Raw genomic sequence first — 20,674 nt, 5'->3', positions numbered from 1 at the left:
AGCGCCAGTCCATCTCGACAAGTAGGTGCTAGCAACCTAAGCACTGGTCAACCATTGGGCCTTGGCCGCTCCGCCACGCTGTGCGTAGTCCAATCCATAAACCATCAGGTCGGCGAGGTGCGCATCCACAGCCCCCTTCGATATACCCGGTTGCACACCAAAGATTTCAAACACCAGTCCCGTTGGCGGGGTGTTTTCAAGCGCCTGTTTCAGGATGTCGAGATTTCCTCGAATAAACTGCGACGGATTACGGTGACGACCTGGGTTGATCCGATGCTCAACGTGCTGAACAAGCACTGTAGCATCGCAATAGGCGATGGATTTCAACATTTGCCCCGACACTTCATAGACATCGCCTACGCGCCCACCTGAAGGTGCGCCACCCGCGCCTTTGCAGTGGTAAAGCCTGACCACGAGGGAGCCATCCGGATTTTGTACAACTGCTATATAGTCGGCCGCCTCTCCGCTACGGTGGTCATAAACTAGCACAATAAGGTCAGCCAGTTCACACAGATGCTTCTCCAACCACCCATGAACACTGAGCCTTCCATCTGGTTGGTTAGGCCCGAATTCCAGGTCAATCTTGCAGTTATCCCAGGCAAGAACTTCGGCATCGCCATCACGAAGCTGCGTGACGACATTGGCTGCTGCGGCAGTAAGATTGACACCTATGAATGACGACTTGTCCGCTGCGTAAAAGACCGGAGGATGGTAGGATAGCCATGATGCCAGGTCCGTCCATTCATCATATCCTGAGACGATCTCTATGTCGTTTGCCCCGACCTTTGTGAACAAAGCTCCGCCCCCAAGGTCGAAGCAAAAGCTACTGCTGAAAGTATCGGAGACGACATCGAAGGCCATGGCCGAACGCGCTGCGTTTACCTGGAAATTGGCGAGATCGAGGTCGGTGATAATCCCATAGGTCCAAGGAGCTTCAAGTCCGGCCCGCCACCGGACGCGTAGCGCCAGGCGATAAGCTTGCTTGTGCCAGCCGGCGGCGATGATATGTTCCGGAATTTGGCGCAAGGTGCGCGCGTGCTGAATGATGTCGAGTTGCGATGCCGAAATCCCGCCGCCACCACCAAGTCTTCCGTTCAGCACAGTAATCCACTCGATGTATTCGGCGACCGTAAGACGTTGGTTAGACCAGATGCGCGAACTGCTGCTGGCACCTATCGTCTCACGTACCTCATCACCACCCACGCCGCTTCCGAAAAAGTGGCCCTGCGAATAGGCGCGGGCATCTCCAGTTGTAATTGCGCGCTCCGCCGCCGGACCTGTCATAACACGGTAAGACTCAGCCTGGGAATTCACTGCCGTGTTCCTCAAGCCGACATTGTAGAACCTAAGGCTGTTAAGCCCACTCAAGGCACGGCGCGTGCGCTCGTAGCTGATCGGTCTATGCTGATCAGGCAGCGACGCCTGTATGAGATCCTGATAGATGCGAGCGGTACGACGGGTCGAGCCGATATAGCACAAGTGCGATGCTTGATTGTAAGCCAGTAGAAATGCATCATGCCGCACGTTCAACAGCACATCGGAAGTCGCCCAGTTGGGTGGCGATGTGTCTACGGTCAGAAGCAACGTCACCAGCCCGTCTTCTGATGTCCATTGCTTAGCCACCCTCAAGTTGCGGCCAATAATGGCTCCAAATTGTGAGAAATCCGGCTGAGCTTGGCACTCGAATATTTGAGCGTGCGCGTAGAGCTCCAGTAAGAGAGGAGTCACGGAATCGTAGTCAGAGTCGGCCTGCTTGCTTATTTTGAGGAAATCCAGGACCTCACGGTCAGCTTCCGCCTCCGCAATCTGTGCACGCGCAACCTCGTCTATCATCTCTGCGATGTCGACGCCTTCCTTGAACAGCTTGACCGAAGCGTCTTTAAGTCGTGAGAGCGGTGCAACGAGCGTTGCATCGCCAGTCGCGGCATCGTTCGTACGTGCGAAGCGGCCAATGAACTGCAAAGTAGGGACTAGGGAGCGGTGCGGAGCGTGCAGCGCCGCGATCTTCAGCTTGGGGAAGTCATAGCCCTCACCGAACATGTCGACGCAGACGACACCATCGATCTCACCCGCGAGCAGTTCAGCTTCAGCCTTGTCCTGGGTGCGCTTCGATGCATGACTGTTGATAGTTCTCACACGTGCCCCCGCCTCTTCGTAGAGCCCTACCAGCTGCCGCGCTGACGCTATCGTCGCGGCACGGGCAAAAATGCGATGATCATAGCCGTTTGCTTGGTCAGCGCGCAGCCGCGCGACTGCCGTTCGCGCAACTGACCGGTCAATTTCGTCATCATCGTTGGCATTCCGCACTGGTGCCGGCGTGAACGTGACGCGCCCGAAAGCAGATTCTTTCGCAGCTTTTGAAACCGGATACCAATAGGCCATTCTGCCTGGGATTACCTTTCTATCCCGACGGAAGGGTGTAGCGGTCAAGAATATAAACTTTGCTCTGGGGTAATGTGCGAGGAAAGCTACCCATGTTTCTGCAGGGGCATGATGTGCCTCATCGAAGATGATCAGGTCAAAAAGGTTCTTTGCAGCCTCTGGCGCAACAACCGGAGAGAAACTCTGCGGTGTCGAGATAACGACGTCTTGTTCTTCAATTTTTGTCCATGCCAAGGCGTCGGCGGGGGCACCCTTTTGACCGAGCACTGCGGGGTCAGGAGTAGTGGCGGCGATGACGCCGAGACGACGAAGGACAGAGAGCTCCTTAAAATGGCTAGTCGTTTGCTGCCGCAAAGCGTCAGATGGCTCTACGACCAGCATCCGACGAGCCCGCAACAAAAAGGGTAGGGCCATTAAGAGCGCCGTCTTCCCATAACCTGTCGGTAGGGACAGTATCGCTGGCTCATCATAAACCGAAAAATGCGCTAGCACGGAGTGCAATGCGCCCAATTGACCTGGACGAAAGCCCGTATTTGGCGCACCGATCAGATTTAATGCAAGATCATTGTCAGTAAAGTATGTCATATTGCCCCCCCTCCTTGATTGGACAAGATTCCGATACAATTCTCAAGTGCCGACGACTAGGTATCGTTTATGCTGTCGAGACAACCTTAGAGCAGCAAGGTTTTTCATTTAGGCTTGAGCTTGCTATCCAAGGAATTGATCGAAAATTTCAGCGACATCTTCCCGACGAAACGCCCACCATCGTGATCCAGACAGCCGAAATCAGCCGATCAACTCATGCCTCCACAGGAGAATCTCAGTGCAGCGATGGGTCGGTTTAAGCCATCTGGCCCGCTTCAGAACTTTACACTCTCTTCGGCTACCCTTGCAGAGCCCGGCTTTCTACAACACTGACCGCATCTAGGGACAACATGAGTTGCCGGCCGACCGCTCCTGTGTGCGCTTCGGCATCTCAAAAGATGCTTCGCTATTACTGGCACCACTCCGCAATTTTAGCCGCTAAAAAGGTTACTACTCAGCCCTCGGCCGAACCACGCCCGTCATCACCTCGCCAAGCTCGTCTTGCGTTTCTTCAATCTTCGAGAGGAGGGCGTAGATCGTCCCTTCACCAAACCGGGCAGCCCGGATGTCATCTGTGAGCCACAGCTTGAGCAAGCCGCCGAGCCGCCCAAGGTCGCCATTGATGCGGGCCATCTCGCGGACGTGCTCGTAGTCCACGATGTCGGTGATTTTGTATCCCATGCCGACTGTCAGCAGGAACGAAGACAGGCTCATTCCGGCCACAGCAGCATTCTGCTCAATCGCAACCCGCTCGTTGGGCAGACAGTAGACCTTGATAGGCGTGCTGCCTTTTCTCGTCGGCTTTTCGTCTTCCATCATCAGTTGTCCTCATCTGATATGCCGGCGGTAGCCGGCCAGCCTCGCAGAGCAGGATTCCCGTTGAGCACCCCCGGTGCGAATAAGGGAAAGTGAAGAAGGAACGCCCGCTTGCGGGTGGGCCTACTTCACCTATCCTGCCCGGCTTTAGCCGTTGAAAACTCCAAGGAAAGTCTATGCTAGAATCTCGGTAATTTCTTGCATCTCACTTGTAAAAACGGTGGCGCCTCAAGGGGCGCTAGGACCCGTGACAAATGCAGGTATTTCCCTGAGTTTTCATTGCCTAATACAGGCAAAAACAGAGAAATCCCAACTGGCAGATGATCGCCTTTCCTGGAGCGACTCCATGAAGTATTAGAGGCTGGAAGATGGTTTGCGGCCTATCCGGCCCTCATCTGTCACAACACGCCAAGATCGACACAAAAAAGCGAAACTCCGGAGCAGATCGGCGCATTTTCGCGGCTCATTTGACACTTGAAGGGCAGAATGGACGTTCTGATTGTTCTCTTTCTGGTTTTCGTGGCGGCGCCGTTCGCGCTGCTGATGTGGATGCCCGGCTGGAAGTCGTTCACGGTCGCGGCCGTGGTGATGCTCGGCCTGTGGATCAATTTTGCGCTCTCGCCGTCTCACACGATTGGGTTCGGGCAGGGCATGGCCAGGGCGTTTTCCGATCTGCTGACCTATGCCCTGGGGGCGTCGGTCCTGGGCGGGATTGGGATCAAGGCCGCCCTACTCTCTCGCCGGAAGCGCGGATGATGAATACGGCGGTCATGGTAGTGGGCTTATGGATGATGATCGGAATGATCGCCTTTCCTGCCATGGCAGAAACGACGTTGAATGATCCACGCCATCACTTTGAAATCCGCTTCCGCCACATGGTCGCAAGAGCGACACCAAGGTTGCAGGCTCAGTTTCCCGAGCTGACGCATGTCTCGCCGAACCTGTCCACCTTGGCCGAGGTCGGGCTGGTTATGAACACGACGGATTGGACGCCAGACAGGAAGCGAGAGGCGGTAGAAGCCGGCCAGGCTATCCTGGCAATGCCAGTGCGCATGTTTTTCCCCGACAGCAGCACTGTTTATGCTTCCGGCGGCAAAGGAGGCCGAACCATGTATTTCCCCAATCCCGATATTTTTGCGAAGGCCATCGGCAAACCGCATACATCCCGCGAAGGACAAATGCTCTTTGATGCTCTGGGGATCACTGAGGTGGATTTGGAGAAGCACCCCATGGGATTGGACGACCTACGCATATGGGACGATATGGACATGGGCCTTCAACTCGGGTTCGAAGATGCGGGCACCAGAGAGGAAATTAATAGCGACCCCAACCGGCAAGGCCCCTGGCTGGTCACTGAGGTGATCTTCTGGAATGTGCCAACCAGCGAGCGGCCCTATGCAGGGGCAAAGCCCTTCGGCCTTCAGTTCAGCATGACAAGGCAGGAAGTCCGGGAGCACGTGACTGCAAAGATGACGTTTGAAGATGCTTCGGCCGATGCCTGGGAACTGGAGGGCCTCGAACTGGTGGTCAACTACATTGAGGGCACGCAGGCTATACGGTGTGTCAGCTACAACACGCTACAAGAGATGGATTAGCGGCGGGGATCCCATGACGCTCAACATCGACAACGCCATCAAGCTGATCGGGCATTCATCGGACCAGCCGGACCTGGACACGCTACTGGACGACGCCGGCATCGTTCAGCGGCCGCACTACGATGGCCACGACGTGACCGCGACGCAGATCGAGGCGGACAACGGCGCGGTGGTGCTCCAGTTCACCGCTGTCTATCAGGACAGTTATGGCCTGCCCCGGAGTGAGGGGCCACTGATCCTGGAAGACGTGACGATTCAGAACCGGCGTTTTGAAGAGGGGATCGGCCCGTTTACCGGCACCCTCCCCCTAGGGCTTCGACTCGATATGACGCAACCCGAGATCATTGAGCGGTTGGGCGAGCCAACATCCAGCATGGAATTCCTGGGCGGGTTCTTCCTGACCTATGACGGGCTGTTTCCGGAGCTGACGGTGAATATCCGGTTGGACCTGGCAACCCGGATCATGCATTTCGTCCGCTTCATGCCGGTGGAACTACAGGAGGCTTGACGATGGCGGCCATCATCGGATTCGGAGCAGGGTATCTGGTTCCCCTTGGCGTTTTGATCTGGGCAATCGCGCGGACAGTATTGACCAGGCCGAGGGCACGCTATGCCTATTTAGTGGCGATCGTCGGGATGGTACTGCTCCTTCTGTTGCTGCTCGGGTTTGCCGGCGGCGGTGGATTGGTGGGATTGTTCGGCTTGGCCGCCACCATCATCGGCCTTGGCTTGGGTGGCTTGTGGGACCGGGCCGGCGCCCGGGTGGTAAGCTGGGGGTTTGTTCTATTGGTTGGAATGGTCGCTCTTGGCGGCATTGTCGCCTGAGTTGCCGGAGCGGTCCGGCCGCAATGCGGTCGCTCGCCGTTTGGCAAAATGAGTTTCTACTTGATCATGCGGAATGGCAGGGCGCGGATCGTCTAGCGCCTCCTGGACCTTGGAGCGAAACCAAGCGTCGTGTGTCAGTTTCTCAGCCATCGCCCTGCCCCAAGATTCGCAACTCAACACGCAGGCCGGCCGAGGCAGCCATGCTCACCAGCTCGTCGAGTTGAAAGCGGTCGATTTGATCGCGCAGCAGCTCGCGACCGCGAGGCAGTGTCACCCCGAATTGCCGGGCGGTTTCAGCCTCCGTCCAGCCCTTGCGGGCGGCATGGTCCTTTAGGGCCGCAACGAGCCGGCCGGCGTGCTGTTGCACTGCGGTGTCCATCACGAAGCGCCGCCCTCCCTGTTGAGCCTGTCCGCCAGTCGCGTCATGAGGTCCATGCGCTCATGCAGGATCGCCACGACCAACGCAGGTGCGCTCTCACGCGGCAGGCAAAAGACGTAATGATGTTCACAGCGCCCCATTCGCAGCGCCGGATAGAGTTCGCTCATATCCTTGAAAGAACCCCGGCCGGTCGCGAGGCTGGCAATTCCTTCCTCCAGCTTGGCGATATAGCGACGTACCTGCGCCGCGCCCCATTCCTTGCGCGTGTAACGGATGATGCCGCGCACATCGGCTTCTGCCTCCGCAGTGAGGACGAAAGCCGTCAAGCGCGGTCCCCGGCAAGTTCTTCATTCAGAATTTCGTTGATGCTCTTCGTGGACACCTTCCCCGCAAGCCCATCGTTGATGCGGTTTCCCAGCAGGGTTTTCAGTTCCTGCCATGCCTGGTCGGCATCAGCGTCGCCGGGGAACAAGCGTTCGAGGGCGTATTGCTTGATGGTCTTACCCTGCAAGGCGGCCAGCGCCTTCAGGCTTTGGTGCTGCTGGTCCGTTATATCGATTGTCAGGCGGCTCATTAGATAAGCTCCGTAGAATTACACAAACCCACATTAGCACATATGTAGGCGCTCGGTCACCTCCCTGCCGGCACCGTCGCAAAACTCCTACTTTGTGCAACATGGCTGGAAGCACCTGTTTCCTTAGCGTTCATACGTTGCAAAAGTTAGTCGCAATAGGTCTATAATCTGCGACGCAATTTGCAACATGATTGTGACGCCATGAGAGACAAACGCGACCCTGGCACGCTTGACCTAGAAACCAGCCGCTTGCTGATCGGCTATGCCAGGGTATCAACCGATGACCAGGATTTGAGAAATCAGCGCGACGAGCTGCAAGCGGCCGGCTGTTTGCGCATCTTTGCAGAGAAGATCACTGGCACCCATGCGAAGCGGCCGGAGTTGGCCCGGATGCTCGATCATCTGCGCGCGGGCGACGTGGTGATGGTCACACGCCTGGACAGGTTGGCCCGGAGCACCCGCGATTTGCTGGATATAGCCGAGCAGTTGCAGGCCAAGGGCGCGGGCCTTCGCAGCCTGGCCGAACCGTGGGCGGACACAACCAGCCCCGCCGGCCGCATGGTGTTGACCGTGTTTGCCGGCATTGCCGAGTTCGAGCGGAGCTTGATCGTTGACCGCACCCGGCGTGGCCGTGAGGCGGCGCGAAAGCGCGGTGTGCAATTCGGCCGCCGCCCTGCCCTCACGCCCGGCCAGGTTAAACATGCCCGTGAATTGCTGTCCAATGGCCGCACGGCGAACGAAACGGCCGAACTGCTAGGCGTGCACCGGGCAACGCTTTATCGCGCCCTGCGCAGCCAGGAGATGAGCCAGAGGGCCGCAACCAAACACGGTGCTTTCCACGAGGACACCTTGACCGAAAGCGCCGCCCTAGCGGCAGCAGGACAGGAGCACGACCAGTGACGGAGAGCAGCGAACCCCGCGTGCGCGAGCTGACGTCGGCCGAGATCGAAGCGCTACGCAAGGAGATGCATGAGGCTATCGAGTGGGCGCAGGCCGAACTGGCCCGCCAGAGGCGGCATATGGAAAACAAAGTAGTGAAAGCCTGACGCTTGTGTCAAAACAGAAAGTCAAATGCAGTGCGGCACACCACCTTTTGAAATATTGTTTTCAATTTAGTTTTGAAAATTTGAATTAATTCCATCTCGGCCTATTTCTAATGAGTGCAGCGGGGGGTCAAATGAAAAACTATTTCAACGATAGTCCAATCGAAAGCAGTGAAGACGACCAATACGGTGTTGCTCCGTTTGCCACTGCACTGGCAAAAAGCATCTTGAATATTGAAGAGCCGATCGGCACCACAATTGCCTTAAATGGACCGTGGGGCTCTGGGAAAAGTAGCGCGGTCAATCTGATACGATCAGCGCTGAACGATGCCAATGATCCTCGACTCGTTGTCGCCGAGTTCAAGTGTTGGTGGTACAGAGGCGAGGAGGCACTGGCCCTCGCATTCCTTCAAAACCTTAACGCCGTGTTGGGCTCAACGCTCAAAAACAAGGTCAAAGATCTAGTTCCGAGGCTGGGGCGTGGGATCTTGCAGGCAGGCCCCATAATCGGGCCAGCAATCGCTCTCACTCCAGCGGGACCGTTGGCCGGGTTGATCGGCGGCGCGTTCGATTTCGCAAAGCGTTTCTTTCCTGGGGGGGACACCTTAGAAACAACCTTTCAAAAGCTGGCCGAAGTGCTAGCTGAACAAGATCGGCGGTTTCTCGTCGTTATTGATGATTTGGATCGGTTGAGTCCGGACGAGGCCCTCGCAATTTTTCGACTGATCAAGTCGGTGGGTCGGTTACCCAACGTGATGTACCTTGTAGTGTTTGACAGGCAACTCGCCGAGAAGGCGGTTAGCGAGAGCTACCCGTCGGAAGGCCCTCACTTTCTCGAAAAGATCATACAAGCAGGATTTGAGCTTCCGGCCCCACTTCCTACGGACCTCAACAATGCCGTGCTGGCATCGATTTCCGAGATTTGTGGATCGCCCGACGAGGACCAGATCGTTCGCTTCATGAATGTCTTTTACGACGTCATTGCGCCGTTCGTCACTTCTCCTCGTCACGTAAGCCGCCTCCAAAATGCTATGAGCGTGACGTGGCCCGCAATTGCCGGCGATGTAAACTCGGCCGACTTTGTGGCTCTGGAAACTCTCAGACTTTATGAACCAGGTCTCTTCTCAGCTATAAAATCAAACAAGCAATTAGTATGCGGTACGCAAGGTCAGGGCGATGTAAACGGAAACGACCAAAGCCGATTTGATGTCTTCCTTAGGGTTGTGCCGGAAGATCGGCATGAGCTCGCAAGAACGGCTCTTCAGCGGCTTTTCCCTCGGCTAGAAAATATAGGCTACACCGGCGAATGGGTAAGCGAGTGGAGTTCAGAACGCCGAGTCTGCGTCGAAGCACATTTCGATACCTACTTTCGTCTTTCCCTCAGTGATGAGGTTTTGTCGGCGGCACAAATTGATGAAATCATCGATAAGGCTGAGGATCAGAACTTCATACAGTCAGCGTTTAGAGAGGCATCCAAAGTTGAACGCCGGACAGGGCAGTCAATGGTCCCAGTGTATCTCGACGAACTTACGACGAATGGGAGGCGGGTCGAAAAGGCAAAGGTTGAGCCCCTACTGAGTGCCCTGTTTGAAATCCATGACGAAATTGATCAGCAAAAGGATGACGAAAGAGGCTTCATGGCGATGGTGAACACGAGCCTTCGTTACCATTGGCTCATAAGGCGTCTTACGCGAGATCGTTTTACGATCCAAGAGCGAACGGAAGTCTACTTGGAGGCAACAAAAAATGCGGCACTGGGGTGGCTCGTGGATTTTGTCTCTTCTGCCAGAGGGGATTACCAGGAACGTGAAGGCCGGCAGCCCACAAGGGAGGAAGATTGCCTCACAACGGAAGCCGCCTTGCCCGAGCTTTCAGATCGTGCATTGAACGCAATTCGTTCTGCAGCCGGTGAAGGAACGCTCCTAGGTCATCCAGATTTGCTTTACATCCTTCATCGGTGGGTGGATTTTCTGGACAATGACCCATCTGAAGTTCGAGCTTGGACGGATGCTTTGCTAGCCGAGCCCAAGGGCCTAGTCACGCTCGCGCAAGCGATGACAGGGGAGTCGTGGTCCATGGGCATGGGTGGCTTCGGTTCACTCGGTGATCGTGTGTCGAAGCGTTCCGTTACCGCACAAATCAGGGATGACACGGACATTATTGACACCACGTCTTTTCATGAAGCGCTTGAAGCTGTTCGAGACAATGAGGCGCTTAACGATGAAGAGAGAGAAATTGTACGTGTTTTTCTTGAAGCATGGGATCGTCAAAGACGTGGAGGTGACGATTAATTTTCACCACGAACCACTTGCACGGAATAACTTCTCTGTCCGTCTAATGGAGACATTCATTCAAATCGCCGCAAAGTCCGCCCTCCAGTCTTTACAGACCTTCGCACATCGCGCAGCCAACGACTGCTTTCAGGAACGGCTTGAGAGCCAACGAACGTCCGAAATGGAGCCACGTTGCTAGCCAGAGTGCGGTCTTGGCCTGAATGTAGTGGTCAGCCGAAACCTGTCTGCCCTCTTTCCACCCCGACCAAGACCTTCCCACGGCCTACACTATACTTGTCTTCTGAGCGCTGCACTTCTCTGCTGAAATTGGCCGCTTGGCTCTGTAATTCTCAATAACGGATTCCATAGCGCCCGTTTTCCTCCAAACTTCGCCAGAGGATTTTAGCCGCTAAAATTTGGGCTTCAGCTTTCTGGCAATGACCACGGCCACGTCGAGGGCTGACACCATCTTCCTCCTGGCGTTCAACCATCGGCCTATGGCCGATCGATGAAGCCCGACAGGGCCTTATCGACCAATGTGCAAGCGCCCGCCTCAAGCGGGCGGTTACACCGCCTGGATATCCTAAAATATCCTGGACATCCTGCCAAAACCGCAAAAATTCGGGCCGCTGTGAGTTGTCGCCGGGCCGGTGTGAGATGCCATCGGGCCGCTGTGAGTCGCTACCGGGCCGCTGTGAGACGTTTCACCCGGTTTTCGGTATCTATCTCAATGCCCATCTCGCGCAAACGCTCGGCATCCTCCTTGAGCCTGTAGCGACAATTGCACATCATCTTGCTGCTGGCAGCAGCGCCGCATACAGCACGAATCAATGTATCCAGATACCATCCGCCGGCCGGATCATGTTTGTGTGTGAGCACATGCCGGGCGACCGCTTGGCTGATCCCATGCTGCAACCTGGCTATGGGTGCAGGCGGGTAGTACAGGGACAAGTCCCTTTCCAGCAGCATCACCAGGGCGACGCCCAGCCGGACGCGCCACAAATGACGCACGCCGCCAGTGAGCGGGTCGTGGCGTGTCATAGGTGATGGGATAACGTGGTCGATCAGGCCACCGATGATGCAGTCACCACTCCTCTCCAGTTCTGGCGTCACGATCTCTACTGTGGCGGCTCGCAGGTCGATCAGCAGCTTCTTGATGCGGCCGTGGCTGTACTGATGATCCGATAGCGTCCGGCGCAGATTTGCCGGGTCAACTAGCAGTTCGACGCCACCGTCTGAGATTTCGCGGCGCCGTTCGGCCACATACAGCATGGACTCCACGATATCGGCGTGACGCTGGCCAAGCCTGCCCGTTACTCGGCATCGACCAAATCCGGTTTCCATCCACTGTCCCATACGTTCTTGTGGACGCTGGCTAGGCTGATAGATCATCACTCGGGCCTGCAATGCCGTGCTGGTCGGGGCGACCTGGTTACCAGTTATCATTGCCGCCCCTCGCTACGGATTTCAGCTTGTTAGGCGACTGGCGTTTCTGCCGCTCAAGTACGGCCGGCTTGAGGACGCCGCCTTCGTGTCGCCTGAACCAACATTCCTGGAAAGGCGCACCGTAGTTTGCTTTGCTGACACCATAGCGAACGAAGTACCCACGCTGGCTTCCATCAACGCCCCACTCCTCGGCCTCGGCCTGCGTCATGCCGGACAGATACGATTGCCACCGGATATTGTCGACCAGTACAGATGACCCACGACTGGCCTGCTGTTGGTCGCCGCCTCCCATCATGCTCGCGCCCTTGTTGGCATGGTGCAAAAACACGATAGAGCAGCCAGTATCGGCAGCTATAGCCTCCATGCGGCCAACGACTTGCGCCATAGGCCCGCTGGCGTTCTCCTCCTCGATGTGGAAGCGGCGTAAGGTATCCAAGACCATCAGACGACGACCCTCAGCGACCCGCCTGAGAGCATCGAACCAGTCAAGGGCCATGAGGTTGGGGCATTTGCCAATCAGCGGTTCAATCAGCAGGCCATTAGCCACGGCTTGCCGCTGCTCAGCTGTGAGGTGTGCGCCAAGGGCATGCAATCGGTGATAGATAGCGATGGGAGGGTCTTCAGCAGGTAGGTAGACCACCGGGCCGGTGGGCAGCTCGCCGACTTCCAGCAGATCAGCGCCGCCCGCAATCTGTGCAGCCAATTGCAGGGCAAGCATGGATTTACCGGCCCCACCGGGCGATACAAGCGCGCCTACAGTGCCCACAACCATATTGGGTAAAACGTAATCAAGCGGCGGCGGCAATTCAGTGAAGGCCGCCATAAGGTCAAGGGCCATGCTAGCCCCTCACGTCGCCGGGTCGAGTAGCTTGGACACCCGACGACTTACGCGCCTCAATCCATTCCTCGACCTCTGACAAATCCCACGCGATGTTCCTACTGGTGAGAGCAATACGGCGAGGGAATTCCCCCCGCTGTTCCAAGTTATAAATCGTTCGCGCCGAGAGCGGGATCATCTTCAGGAGTTTCTTCCTGTTGATTAACGTCTTGCTTTGCGTTGCTTGCATGTCCTGGTCTCCAATTACTAACGAATGCCTTATGATGCCCAGTAATGCCTCTTGATTAAGCTTATTAATTGTATAAAATAGTTGACATGAAAAATGAGCCAACCATCGTTATCTGGGAAGGCTGTGACCCATCCGTCTCAAAAGCCATCCGGCAATTTGAGGAGCGCTGGCGGCCATACTCTGTGTCCTCGCGGCGCTACCCCATCATGCGATTGATACAGGAAGTGATTGATCCGGCCGTGGCCGCTTACATGGCGACCCTTCCAGAAAGCTATAGGGGCTATGTTCCTGGTGCTGGTCCAGGAGTGGGTTGCAGCGCTATCATTCGATTGGTGGGGCTTGAGGCGAGCGTTCGTATGCAGCGCCAGTTGCTACGCCAGTTCATCAAGACGGAGGACAGGCAGACCCCTAGAGACCAGAGTTTTGTCGCTACTCTGGAATCTTTAATCGGATTGGTTTGGGATTGCGCGTGCAAGCGCCCTAGAAGGTCAGCCCTCACAAAGGGTGTCAACCTAAACGCGCAACGAAAACATGGATTCTGCGAGCTATGCGGAGACCTGACGGAGTTCGCAGCCTTTATGGCGACGGTGACTGAAGAGCAGGTCAATAGTGTAGAGCTGGAAGATCATAAAAAACTCGAACTCAGTCACCAATACTGCACTCGGCATAGACCTAAACTGGCAAATGGCGAGTGGAACCCAGCATATAGGCAAGCAAAACGTTCCCTCGCGCAATTCGATCTCGAACTTGCCAGGCTCAGCCGTCAATGCGCGAAGCGATCTGCGCCGCAGGCAGCGTCCGGCGACTCGCTGATAGATAGCTATTTCTATCACTACTTGCTGGACCGAACCGTACAGCCGGCGGATAAAGCGGAGTTGCGCCATCAAGCGCGCTTGATGGTGGACTCGAAGCTGTCAGACCGTAAAAAGCAGATGCTGATGCTCCAGTGCTCTGGATTCAATCAGTCAGAGATTGCGCGGAGGCTAGGCATTCGACGCCAAGCCGTATCGAAGGCGCTAGCGTCAATCCCCGAAATATTCCATTTGAAGAAGCGAAAGCGCCAAGGATAATTTTAGCGGCTAAAAAAATCAGCGGGCGTTTCCCGCAGTCCATTCGTCAATCATGTCCGCCCAGTCCTGCAACATCGCCGCCCGCTGCTCACGGTACTCAGCCTTGTTATATACGGCCCTCACTCCCCTTTGCTCGTGCGCCAGGCACTTCTCAATCCAGTCGGTGTTATATCCAGCCTCATGCAGCAACGTGCTGGCTGTACGCCGCAAGTCGTGCGGCCCAAACTTGGCAAGTGACTTCCCATCTTTCTGCGCCGCTTTGTATGTCAGCGTTAGCACTTGGTTGATTGTGGCACTACTCATCGGCACGTCCGAGTCGTACCGCGAGGGCAGAATAAACTCAGAACCACCAGCAAAGGTTTTTAGCGCAATGAAAATATCTAGCGCCTGCCTGGACAGAAATACCAGGTGCGGATTGCGCCGCTTCATCCGCTCCTTCGGAATCGTCCAAAGCGCCTCACTGAAGTTGATCTCGCTCCAGGTCGCGTTGGTCAGTTCGCTTTTGCGTACCATCGTCAGAAGCAGCAGTTTGGCTGCCGCCCGATTTGTAGGGCTTGTACCAACCCTCTCCATGTACTGGTACATCAGCCCAATTTCTTCTGGCGTTAACGCTCGATCACGGGGCTCGAACCTCGCAATACTCGTTGGCCGCACCAGTTCCGCAGGATTCTCGACCTTCTGGCCACGCTCAGTTGCCCAGCGAAAAACCTGCAGCACGATTTCACGCACATGAACGGCGGTAGCCGGTGCGCCCCGTTCAACGATGGCATCAGTCAGTGCTCGCAAGTCCTCGTGGGTAATCTCTGTCAGCTTCCAAGTACCGAATTTTGGCTTCAGGTCGCGCTCGTAAACGGAACGGCGCATGTCGCGGGTTGAGTCCGCCATCTGATAGCCGCGCAACCATTTTTCAGCCCAAGCGCCAAAGGTCTCGGCGTCTTTGACCCGTGCCTTATCACGAGCCTTTTCCTTGGCGGGCGACTTGCCTGCCGCCACCATCTTCTTCGCTTCGTGAAGTCGCTCACGAGCTTCGGCCAGCGTGATACCACCAACGCCATAGCGGCCAAAGGTGATGGTCTCCTGCCGTCCGTTGATAGCGTAGTTGTAGCGGAATGAGATGGAACCGGCAGGTGTCACGGCCACATAGAGGCCATCTCGGTCATTCACCTTGTAGAGCTTGTCCCTGGGCTTGAGGTTGCGCAGCTTGGTATCGGTCAACACGAGTCTCGTCCTTCATCGGTCCTGATACCATACTGAAAATACAGGCGAAAATTGATAAATTAACCTTTGAAAACAATAGATTAATAAAATCTGATACCATGGACATCAACGGTAGCGTTGCATGGTATCGGGCACCTGACATGGCATCGCTGATTGATAGTACCAACATTGATGCCACGAAAAAACCTTGCTTGGAACCCCCAGCAGTTGCCAGACAGTGCCAGACAGAAATACAAAAAAGCCCGCACTTACGCGGGCTTAGGTGTTTCTTCGTGCCAATTGGTGCCTGCCTATGCCGGACGCGGGATCATTCCCACTCGATGGTGCCGGGCGGCTTCGAGGTCACGTCATAAACGACACGGTTGATGCCGCGCACTTCATTAATAATGCGAGTGGCGGCATTGCCGAGGAAGTTCATGTCATAGTGATAGAAATCCGCAGTCATGCCGTCAACAGACGTCACCGCGCGCAGCGCACAGACGAATTCATAGGTGCGGCCATCGCCCATTACGCCAACCGTCTGCACCGGCAGAAGCACCGCGAAAGCCTGCCAGATCGCGTCGTAAAGGCCCGCCTTGCGGATTTCATCAAGGTAGATCGCATCGGCCTCGCGCAGGATTTCCAGCTTCTCGCGCGTAATCCCGCCGGGACAGCGAATCGCAAGGCCCGGCCCTGGGAACGGATGACGGCCGATAAAGCTGTCAGGAAGCCCCAATTCCTTGCCCAGAACGCGAACCTCATCCTTGAAAAGTTCGCGCAGCGGCTCGACAAGCTGCATCTTCATGCGCTCCGGCAGGCCACCGACATTATGATGCGACTTGATCGTGGCGGAAGGCCCGCCGGTGAAGGAAACGCTTTCGATCACATCAGGATAAAGCGTACCCTGCACGAGGAAATCCGCGCCACCAAGTTTTTTTGCTTCTTCCTCGAACACTTCGATGAAGAGACGGCCAATCGTCTTGCGCTTCTTTTCGGGATCGCCCTCGCCTTCAAGCTGCGAGATAAAGCGGTCGGATGCATCAACGAGAATCAGCGGCAGATTATAATGTTCGCGGAACATTTCCACGACTTGGCTGGCCTCGTCCTTGCGCATCAGCCCATGGTCAACAAGAATGCAGGTAAGCTGATCGCCGATGGCTTCATGCGCCAGAAGAGCCGCGACCGAAGAATCGACGCCGCCCGAAAGCGCGCAGATGACCTTGCCCTTGCCGACCTGCTTGCGGATGGCTTCCACGGCTTGCTCGCGATAGGCGGACATGGTCCAGTCCGGCTTGATGCCCACAATATTATGAACAAAATTCTGCAACAGCTTCGCGCCATCCGGCGTATGCACTACTTCGGGGTGGAATTGCACCGCGAAATATTTGCGCTTCTCGTCCGAGATCGCAGCGAAAGGCGCATTGGGCGACGTGCCGATAACCTTGAAACCCTCCGGCAGAGCGGTAACGCGGTCGCCATGGCTCATCCAGACCTGATGGCGCGTACCCTTGGCCCAGACTCCGGCAAATAGTGCGCTCTCTTCCTCGACTTCAAGGAAAGCGCGCCCGAATTCGCGATCGTGACCGCTCTCGACCCTGCCACCAAGCTGCTCGCACATGGTCTGCTCGCCATAGCAGATGCCCAGCACCGGAATTTTGGCCTCGAAAATTGCCTGCGGTGCGCGCGGACTGCCAATATCGGTCGTCGAATGCGGACTGCCCGAAAGGATCACAGCCCTAGGATTGATGCGCTTGAAAGCATCTTCCGCAGACTGGAAAGGAACGATTTCAGAATAGACCCCAGCCTCGCGTACGCGGCGTGCAATCAGCTGCGTAACCTGGCTGCCAAAGTCGATGATAAGGATGGTGTCGGGATGTGCCGTGGTGCTCATGCGCAGCATCTAGATAAAAAGCACCGAAAAAGCAATGGAAGAAGTGTCGCGTTTCAACAATCGAACAGAAAATGCGATACCGGTTAAATCACCCCTGCAATCCCTCGCGGTCCTGAACCACCATCATGGTGCCGGTCATGGTGGCGATCAGGCGCACATTGGTATCGGTGACGGCAAAAGCCTGCCCGTCGCTGACCATGATGGTGCGCCCCGGTTTGGTGACTTCACCGCGAAACAGAAAGCGGTCGCCCTTGCCGGGCGCCAGCAGATTGACCTTGAATTCGATGGTCAACACGGCAGCTTCGGGCGGCATCAGGGTGAGCGCCGCATAACCGCAGGCGGAATCAAGCGCTGCGGAAATCATACCTGCATGAAGAATGCCATGTTGCTGGGTCAGCTCTTCGCGAAACGGCATTTCAATTTCGACAATGCCCGGTTCGCAGCGCGTCAGGTCCGCACCGATCAGCTTCATTGCAGCCTGTCGGCCAAAACTTTCCTCGACACGTTCCCTGAAGTCAGGCTCAGCTACTCTGTTTGCTGGCATAAATTTCCCCGGCTTAACTTTGCTTGCGCAAGATACTCACATAAAATCCGTCCGTCCCGGTGGACAGGGGCGACAATACGCTGCCATGGGACGGATAGACCGGCGCAAAAGGCCCGGCATCTGAAACCACGCCATTCCACAGTGTTTCCGGCGCGATTTCGGCGAAGTCCGCATTGTCCGCCAGAAAGCGCTTGATCTGCTGCGTATTTTCCTCGGCAAACAGCGAACAGGTCACATAGGCCAGCCTGCCGCCGGGCTTCACATAATGTCTGGCGGCTCGCAGCACCTCGTGCTGATCCTGCATACGGCGTTCAAGCTGCTGCTCATTGAGCCGCCATTTGGCGTCGGGCCTGCGCCGCCATGTGCCCGAGCCGGTGCATGGCGCATCGGTCAGCACAAGGTCCATCCGCCCGACAAGCGGTGCCAGTGCATCAAGATTTCCGTGTACCTGCGTATTGCGAACGCCTGCGCGCTGCAATCTTTCATGCATGGGAGAAAGCCGTGCACGCTCTGCATCATAGGCATGAATCTGGCCGCTATTGCCCATGGATGCGGCCAGCGCCAGGGTCTTGCCCCCCGCGCCCGCGCAATAATCGAGCACCTGTTCGCCCGGCTGTGCTGCCGCCATTCTTGCCGCAAGCTGCGACCCCAGATCCTGCACCTCGAACCCGCCATCAAGAAAAGCCTGATCGGTCTGGACATTGGGATGACGGCCAAGCGCCTCGATCGGCGCGATGCGCAAGGCCTGTTCGAGGAGCGCAACCCTGGCAGCTCCCGCCTTTTCAAGCGCAGCCAGAACGGCCTGCGGAGTGGATTTCAAGGCATTGACGCGCAGATCGACCGGCGGGCGCGTGGCGAGCGCTGCCGCCTCCTCTACCCAGCGCGTGCCGAACAAGGCCTCAAGCGAAGCCGCGCACCATTGCGGCACATCGGCCCGGATATGGGGCGGCGCCTGCTCAAGATCGCGGCCTTCCCACGCGGCGCGCCTTGGCTGCTCCAGCAAGGCGGGGGCAAAGCGGTCGCCGTCAAAAGCCGCATCGATTGCGGCAATGTCCATGCCGCCATCCGAGAGCAGCGCGCCATAGGCCAGCGCGCGCGCATCATCTGCATCCATGCGCCAGGCAATGGAGAGTTTGCGCCGCAAGGCATCATAGACGATATTGCCAATGACCGCGCGGTCGCCCGCTCCGGCAAAGCGGTGCGCAGCACCCCAATCCTTCAACGCATCGGAAGCCGGGCGCTTGCCCGTTTCAATATCGTCCAGAACTTCGATTGCCGCCTGTAGGCGTCCGCCAAGCCGCATTGTCACTCCTTTGCATCTGCTGTGTCGGGCATAGCCTTCCTTGCAGGGGAAAGGCAATCGCGAAAACGACAAAAGCCGGGGTGCGACACACGCACCCCGGCTTTGATCCGGTCAGAAATCGGGCTTATTCAGCCGCTTCTTCGCTCAGCGCCACCGTATCGGCTTCATAGCCATAGGCATCTTTGAGCGCCTTGCGCACACCGGCTTCATAGTCGGGATGGGCAAGCTTGAAATGGCCAAGCTGGCGCTCGATAATGAAGCCCGGCACACCCTTCATGGCAGCGGCGATATTGGCGAACAGGCGCTGCTTCTGCCCATCGTCGAACAGGTTGAACAAAGCGCGCGGCTGCACATAATCATCATTGCCGATGCGGTGATCATAACGGTCAGCATTGCCGCTGATGCGCAATGGCGGCTCCTTGGCCGAGGGCTGCTCAACCGGGCCGCCGAAGGAATTCGGCTCGTAATAGGCATCCGGATTACCGGTGGCGATGCCCCCATAGACATTCATCTGGCCATCGCGGTGATAGTGATGCACCGGGCATTTCGGGCGGTTGACCGGAATGCTTTCATAATGGGTGCCCAGGCGATGACGATGCGCGTCCGCATAGGAGAATATGCGCGCCTGCAACATCTTGTCGGGCGAAAAACCGATGCCCGGCACGATATTGGACGGCGAGAAAGCCGCATTTTCGATTTCCGCAAAGTAGTTTTCCGCGTTGCGGTTCAGCTCCATGATGCCGATATCGATCGGCGGATAATCCGCATGCGGCCAGACCTTGGTCAGGTCGAACGGATTATAAGGCGTCTTGTCCGCGTCCAGTTCAGGCATGATCTGCACCTGAACCTTCCACTTGGGGAATTCGCCCTTTTCAATGGCCGAGAACAGGTCTTCCTGCGTGGATTCGCGTGTCGCGCCAATCACCTTTTCAGCCTCTTCATTGGTCCAGTGGCGATGGCCCTGCATGGTCTTGAAATGGAACTTGACCCAATAGCGTTCGCCCGCATCGTTCCAGAGGGAGTAGGTGTGCGAGCCATAGCCATTGATATGGCGCACATCGGTCGGCAGGCCGCGATCCGACATCAGGATTGTCACCTGATGCAGGCTTTCGGGCGAAAGCGACCAGAAGTCCCACATGGCCGTGGCGGAGCGAAGGTTCGTCTTGGGATGACGCTTCTGCGTATGGATGAAATCGGGGAATTTAAGCGGATCGCGTACGAAAAAGACCGGCGTATTATTGCCGACCAGATCCCAATTGCCTTCTTCAGTGTAGAATTTGAGCGAAAAACCGCGCACGTCGCGTTCGGCATCGGCTGCGCCCAGTTCACCGGCAACGGTCGAAAAACGCGCCAGCATCGGGGTCGTCGCGCCGGGCTGCAAAGCCTTGGCCCTGGTATATCTGGAAATATCGCCGGTAATGGTCAGTGTGCCGTGAGCACCCCAGCCCTTGGCATGAACTGCGCGCTCGGGGATGCGCTCGCGGTTCTGATGGGTGAGCTTTTCGATCAACTGATAATCCTGCATCAGGATCGGACCGCGCTCGCCAGCGGTAATGGAATTCTGGTTATCCGAAATCGGCGCGCCTGCGCTCGTGGTCATGATCGGACGGTCTGTCATGAAATCTCCTTCCTGAAAAATGTCGAAACCCGCAGTTAACCGCTCCTGCAACGAGTTGCAGCGATG

At 56.5% G+C, this 20,674-nt stretch carries 21 protein-coding genes and 1 pseudogene; 8 read left to right on the top strand and 14 right to left on the bottom strand.

Annotated elements, in window-relative coordinates; all coding sequences use genetic code 11:
• Positions 1–36: 36 nt before the first annotated feature.
• A complete protein-coding gene (locus tag KUG47_RS09580) occupies positions 37–2,967 on the bottom strand; it encodes a DEAD/DEAH box helicase (RefSeq protein ID WP_217677726.1) in 2,931 nt (976 codons plus the stop codon).
• A 450-nt stretch (positions 2,968–3,417) separates the two neighbouring features.
• A complete protein-coding gene (gene traJ, locus KUG47_RS09575) occupies positions 3,418–3,786 on the bottom strand; it encodes a conjugal transfer transcriptional regulator TraJ (protein ID WP_217677725.1) in 369 nt (122 codons plus the stop codon).
• 483 nt (positions 3,787–4,269) lie between these two features.
• Here traJ and KUG47_RS09570 point away from each other — a divergent pair, with 483 nt between their 5' ends.
• Genes KUG47_RS09570 through KUG47_RS09555 form a run of 4 tightly spaced genes read left to right on the top strand, consistent with a single transcriptional unit; the run spans position 4,270 to position 6,203 of the window.
• Positions 4,270–4,539 (top strand): hypothetical protein, encoded by a 270-nt coding sequence (locus KUG47_RS09570; protein ID WP_217677724.1) that lies wholly within the window; start codon positions 4,270–4,272, stop codon positions 4,537–4,539.
• Positions 4,536–5,378 (top strand): hypothetical protein, encoded by an 843-nt coding sequence (locus tag KUG47_RS09565; RefSeq protein WP_217677723.1) that lies wholly within the window; start codon positions 4,536–4,538, stop codon positions 5,376–5,378. Before KUG47_RS09570 ends, KUG47_RS09565 begins: the two co-directional genes overlap by 4 nt.
• Positions 5,379–5,391: 13 nt before the next feature.
• A complete protein-coding gene (locus KUG47_RS09560) occupies positions 5,392–5,886 on the top strand; it encodes a hypothetical protein (protein ID WP_217677722.1) in 495 nt (164 codons plus the stop codon).
• A 2-nt stretch (positions 5,887–5,888) separates the two neighbouring features.
• Positions 5,889–6,203 carry a hypothetical protein gene (locus KUG47_RS09555; RefSeq protein WP_217677721.1) on the top strand — a complete coding sequence of 105 codons (315 nt, stop codon included), beginning with the start codon at positions 5,889–5,891 and terminating at the stop codon, positions 6,201–6,203.
• On the opposite strand, the pseudogene relB reads toward KUG47_RS09555, so the two are convergent.
• The 4 genes and pseudogenes from relB to KUG47_RS09540 form a co-directional block, all read right to left on the bottom strand.
• Positions 6,162–6,335, bottom strand: a pseudogene (relB, locus tag KUG47_RS16835) (type II toxin-antitoxin system RelB family antitoxin); the annotation flags it as partial. The gene KUG47_RS09555 and the pseudogene relB sit on opposite strands and share 42 nt — an antisense overlap.
• 10 nt (positions 6,336–6,345) lie before the next feature.
• On the bottom strand, positions 6,346–6,582 hold the full coding sequence (locus KUG47_RS09550; protein ID WP_217677813.1) for an XRE family transcriptional regulator: 237 nt from the start codon (positions 6,580–6,582) through the stop codon (positions 6,346–6,348).
• Entirely contained in the window at positions 6,582–6,908 is a 327-nt protein-coding gene (locus tag KUG47_RS09545) for a type II toxin-antitoxin system RelE/ParE family toxin (RefSeq protein ID WP_217677720.1), read from the bottom strand. Before KUG47_RS09545 ends, KUG47_RS09550 begins: the two co-directional genes overlap by 1 nt.
• On the bottom strand, positions 6,905–7,156 hold the full coding sequence (locus KUG47_RS09540; protein WP_217677719.1) for an antitoxin: 252 nt from the start codon (positions 7,154–7,156) through the stop codon (positions 6,905–6,907). Before KUG47_RS09540 ends, KUG47_RS09545 begins: the two co-directional genes overlap by 4 nt.
• Before the next feature lie 201 nt (positions 7,157–7,357).
• On the opposite strand from KUG47_RS09540, the gene KUG47_RS09535 reads away from it, so the two are divergent.
• The 3 genes from KUG47_RS09535 (at position 7,358) to KUG47_RS09525 (ending at position 10,490) form a co-directional block, all read left to right on the top strand.
• On the top strand, positions 7,358–8,056 hold the full coding sequence (locus KUG47_RS09535) for a recombinase family protein (protein WP_254799468.1): 699 nt from the start codon (positions 7,358–7,360) through the stop codon (positions 8,054–8,056).
• Complete coding sequence (locus KUG47_RS09530) at positions 8,053–8,202, top strand: hypothetical protein (protein ID WP_217677718.1); 150 nt, start codon at positions 8,053–8,055, stop codon at positions 8,200–8,202. Before KUG47_RS09535 ends, KUG47_RS09530 begins: the two co-directional genes overlap by 4 nt.
• Positions 8,203–8,333: 131 nt before the next feature.
• Positions 8,334–10,490 (top strand): KAP family P-loop NTPase fold protein, encoded by a 2,157-nt coding sequence (locus KUG47_RS09525; protein WP_217677717.1) that lies wholly within the window; start codon positions 8,334–8,336, stop codon positions 10,488–10,490.
• Positions 10,491–11,153: 663 nt separating this feature from the next.
• Here the strand turns inward: KUG47_RS09525 and KUG47_RS09520 are convergent.
• From KUG47_RS09520 to KUG47_RS09510, 3 genes are read right to left on the bottom strand one after another with little or no spacing between them, the layout of a single operon-like run.
• Positions 11,154–11,918, bottom strand: coding sequence for an ABC transporter ATPase (locus KUG47_RS09520; RefSeq protein ID WP_217677716.1), 765 nt, complete (start codon positions 11,916–11,918; stop codon positions 11,154–11,156).
• Positions 11,905–12,756 (bottom strand): helicase RepA family protein, encoded by an 852-nt coding sequence (locus KUG47_RS09515; RefSeq protein WP_217677715.1) that lies wholly within the window; start codon positions 12,754–12,756, stop codon positions 11,905–11,907. Before KUG47_RS09515 ends, KUG47_RS09520 begins: the two co-directional genes overlap by 14 nt.
• 1 nt (position 12,757) lies before the next feature.
• The gene (locus KUG47_RS09510; RefSeq protein WP_217677714.1) at positions 12,758–12,985 is read right to left on the bottom strand and encodes a helix-turn-helix transcriptional regulator; all 228 of its coding nucleotides are present in this window, start codon (positions 12,983–12,985) and stop codon (positions 12,758–12,760) included.
• A gap of 86 nt (positions 12,986–13,071) precedes the next feature.
• Here KUG47_RS09510 and KUG47_RS09505 point away from each other — a divergent pair, with 86 nt between their 5' ends.
• Complete coding sequence (locus tag KUG47_RS09505) at positions 13,072–14,055, top strand: LuxR family transcriptional regulator (RefSeq protein WP_254799467.1); 984 nt, start codon at positions 13,072–13,074, stop codon at positions 14,053–14,055.
• 18 nt (positions 14,056–14,073) lie between these two features.
• On the opposite strand, the gene KUG47_RS09500 is transcribed toward KUG47_RS09505, so the two are convergent.
• From KUG47_RS09500 to katA, 5 genes are all read right to left on the bottom strand, one after another.
• Positions 14,074–15,273 (bottom strand): tyrosine-type recombinase/integrase, encoded by a 1,200-nt coding sequence (locus KUG47_RS09500; protein WP_217677713.1) that lies wholly within the window; start codon positions 15,271–15,273, stop codon positions 14,074–14,076.
• 307 nt (positions 15,274–15,580) lie between these two features.
• On the bottom strand, positions 15,581–17,143 hold the full coding sequence (guaA, locus tag KUG47_RS09495; RefSeq protein ID WP_217677712.1) for a glutamine-hydrolyzing GMP synthase: 1,563 nt from the start codon (positions 17,141–17,143) through the stop codon (positions 15,581–15,583).
• 88 nt (positions 17,144–17,231) lie between these two features.
• Positions 17,232–17,687, bottom strand: a complete 456-nt coding sequence (locus KUG47_RS09490) for a PaaI family thioesterase (protein ID WP_217677711.1) — start codon at positions 17,685–17,687, stop codon at positions 17,232–17,234.
• A 13-nt stretch (positions 17,688–17,700) separates the two neighbouring features.
• Positions 17,701–18,990 (bottom strand): RsmB/NOP family class I SAM-dependent RNA methyltransferase, encoded by a 1,290-nt coding sequence (locus KUG47_RS09485; protein ID WP_217677710.1) that lies wholly within the window; start codon positions 18,988–18,990, stop codon positions 17,701–17,703.
• 124 nt (positions 18,991–19,114) lie between these two features.
• Entirely contained in the window at positions 19,115–20,608 is a 1,494-nt protein-coding gene (gene katA / locus KUG47_RS09480; protein ID WP_217677709.1) for a catalase KatA, read from the bottom strand.
• Positions 20,609–20,674 lie beyond the last annotated feature (66 nt).

The organism is Falsochrobactrum tianjinense, assembly GCF_019100495.1.
GTDB classification, from domain to species: Bacteria; Pseudomonadota; Alphaproteobacteria; order Rhizobiales; family Rhizobiaceae; genus Brucella; species Brucella tianjinense.
The sequence above is the reverse complement of the archived record's forward strand: the minus strand, read 5'-3'. Positions and strand labels throughout refer to the sequence as shown.

Excerpts from the sequence above, each read along its gene's own strand:
- KUG47_RS09580 (WP_217677726.1), bottom strand. The coding sequence starts at position 2,967 with ATGACATACTTTACTGACAATGATCTTGCATTAAATCTGATCGGTGCG.
- traJ (WP_217677725.1), bottom strand. The coding sequence starts at position 3,786 with ATGATGGAAGACGAAAAGCCGACGAGAAAAGGCAGCACGCCTATCAAG.
- KUG47_RS09570 (WP_217677724.1), top strand. The coding sequence starts at position 4,270 with ATGGACGTTCTGATTGTTCTCTTTCTGGTTTTCGTGGCGGCGCCGTTC.
- KUG47_RS09565 (WP_217677723.1), top strand. The coding sequence starts at position 4,536 with ATGATGAATACGGCGGTCATGGTAGTGGGCTTATGGATGATGATCGGA.
- KUG47_RS09560 (WP_217677722.1), top strand. The coding sequence starts at position 5,392 with ATGACGCTCAACATCGACAACGCCATCAAGCTGATCGGGCATTCATCG.
- KUG47_RS09555 (WP_217677721.1), top strand. The coding sequence starts at position 5,889 with ATGGCGGCCATCATCGGATTCGGAGCAGGGTATCTGGTTCCCCTTGGC.
- KUG47_RS09550 (WP_217677813.1), bottom strand. The coding sequence starts at position 6,582 with ATGGACACCGCAGTGCAACAGCACGCCGGCCGGCTCGTTGCGGCCCTA.
- KUG47_RS09540 (WP_217677719.1), bottom strand. The coding sequence starts at position 7,156 with ATGAGCCGCCTGACAATCGATATAACGGACCAGCAGCACCAAAGCCTG.
- KUG47_RS09535 (WP_254799468.1), top strand. The coding sequence starts at position 7,358 with ATGAGAGACAAACGCGACCCTGGCACGCTTGACCTAGAAACCAGCCGC.
- KUG47_RS09525 (WP_217677717.1), top strand. The coding sequence starts at position 8,334 with ATGAAAAACTATTTCAACGATAGTCCAATCGAAAGCAGTGAAGACGAC.
- KUG47_RS09520 (WP_217677716.1), bottom strand. The coding sequence starts at position 11,918 with ATGATAACTGGTAACCAGGTCGCCCCGACCAGCACGGCATTGCAGGCC.
- KUG47_RS09515 (WP_217677715.1), bottom strand. The coding sequence starts at position 12,756 with ATGGCCCTTGACCTTATGGCGGCCTTCACTGAATTGCCGCCGCCGCTT.
- KUG47_RS09510 (WP_217677714.1), bottom strand. The coding sequence starts at position 12,985 with ATGCAAGCAACGCAAAGCAAGACGTTAATCAACAGGAAGAAACTCCTG.
- KUG47_RS09505 (WP_254799467.1), top strand. The coding sequence starts at position 13,072 with ATGAAAAATGAGCCAACCATCGTTATCTGGGAAGGCTGTGACCCATCC.
- guaA (WP_217677712.1), bottom strand. The coding sequence starts at position 17,143 with ATGAGCACCACGGCACATCCCGACACCATCCTTATCATCGACTTTGGC.
- KUG47_RS09490 (WP_217677711.1), bottom strand. The coding sequence starts at position 17,687 with ATGCCAGCAAACAGAGTAGCTGAGCCTGACTTCAGGGAACGTGTCGAG.
- KUG47_RS09485 (WP_217677710.1), bottom strand. The coding sequence starts at position 18,990 with ATGCGGCTTGGCGGACGCCTACAGGCGGCAATCGAAGTTCTGGACGAT.
- katA (WP_217677709.1), bottom strand. The coding sequence starts at position 20,608 with ATGACAGACCGTCCGATCATGACCACGAGCGCAGGCGCGCCGATTTCG.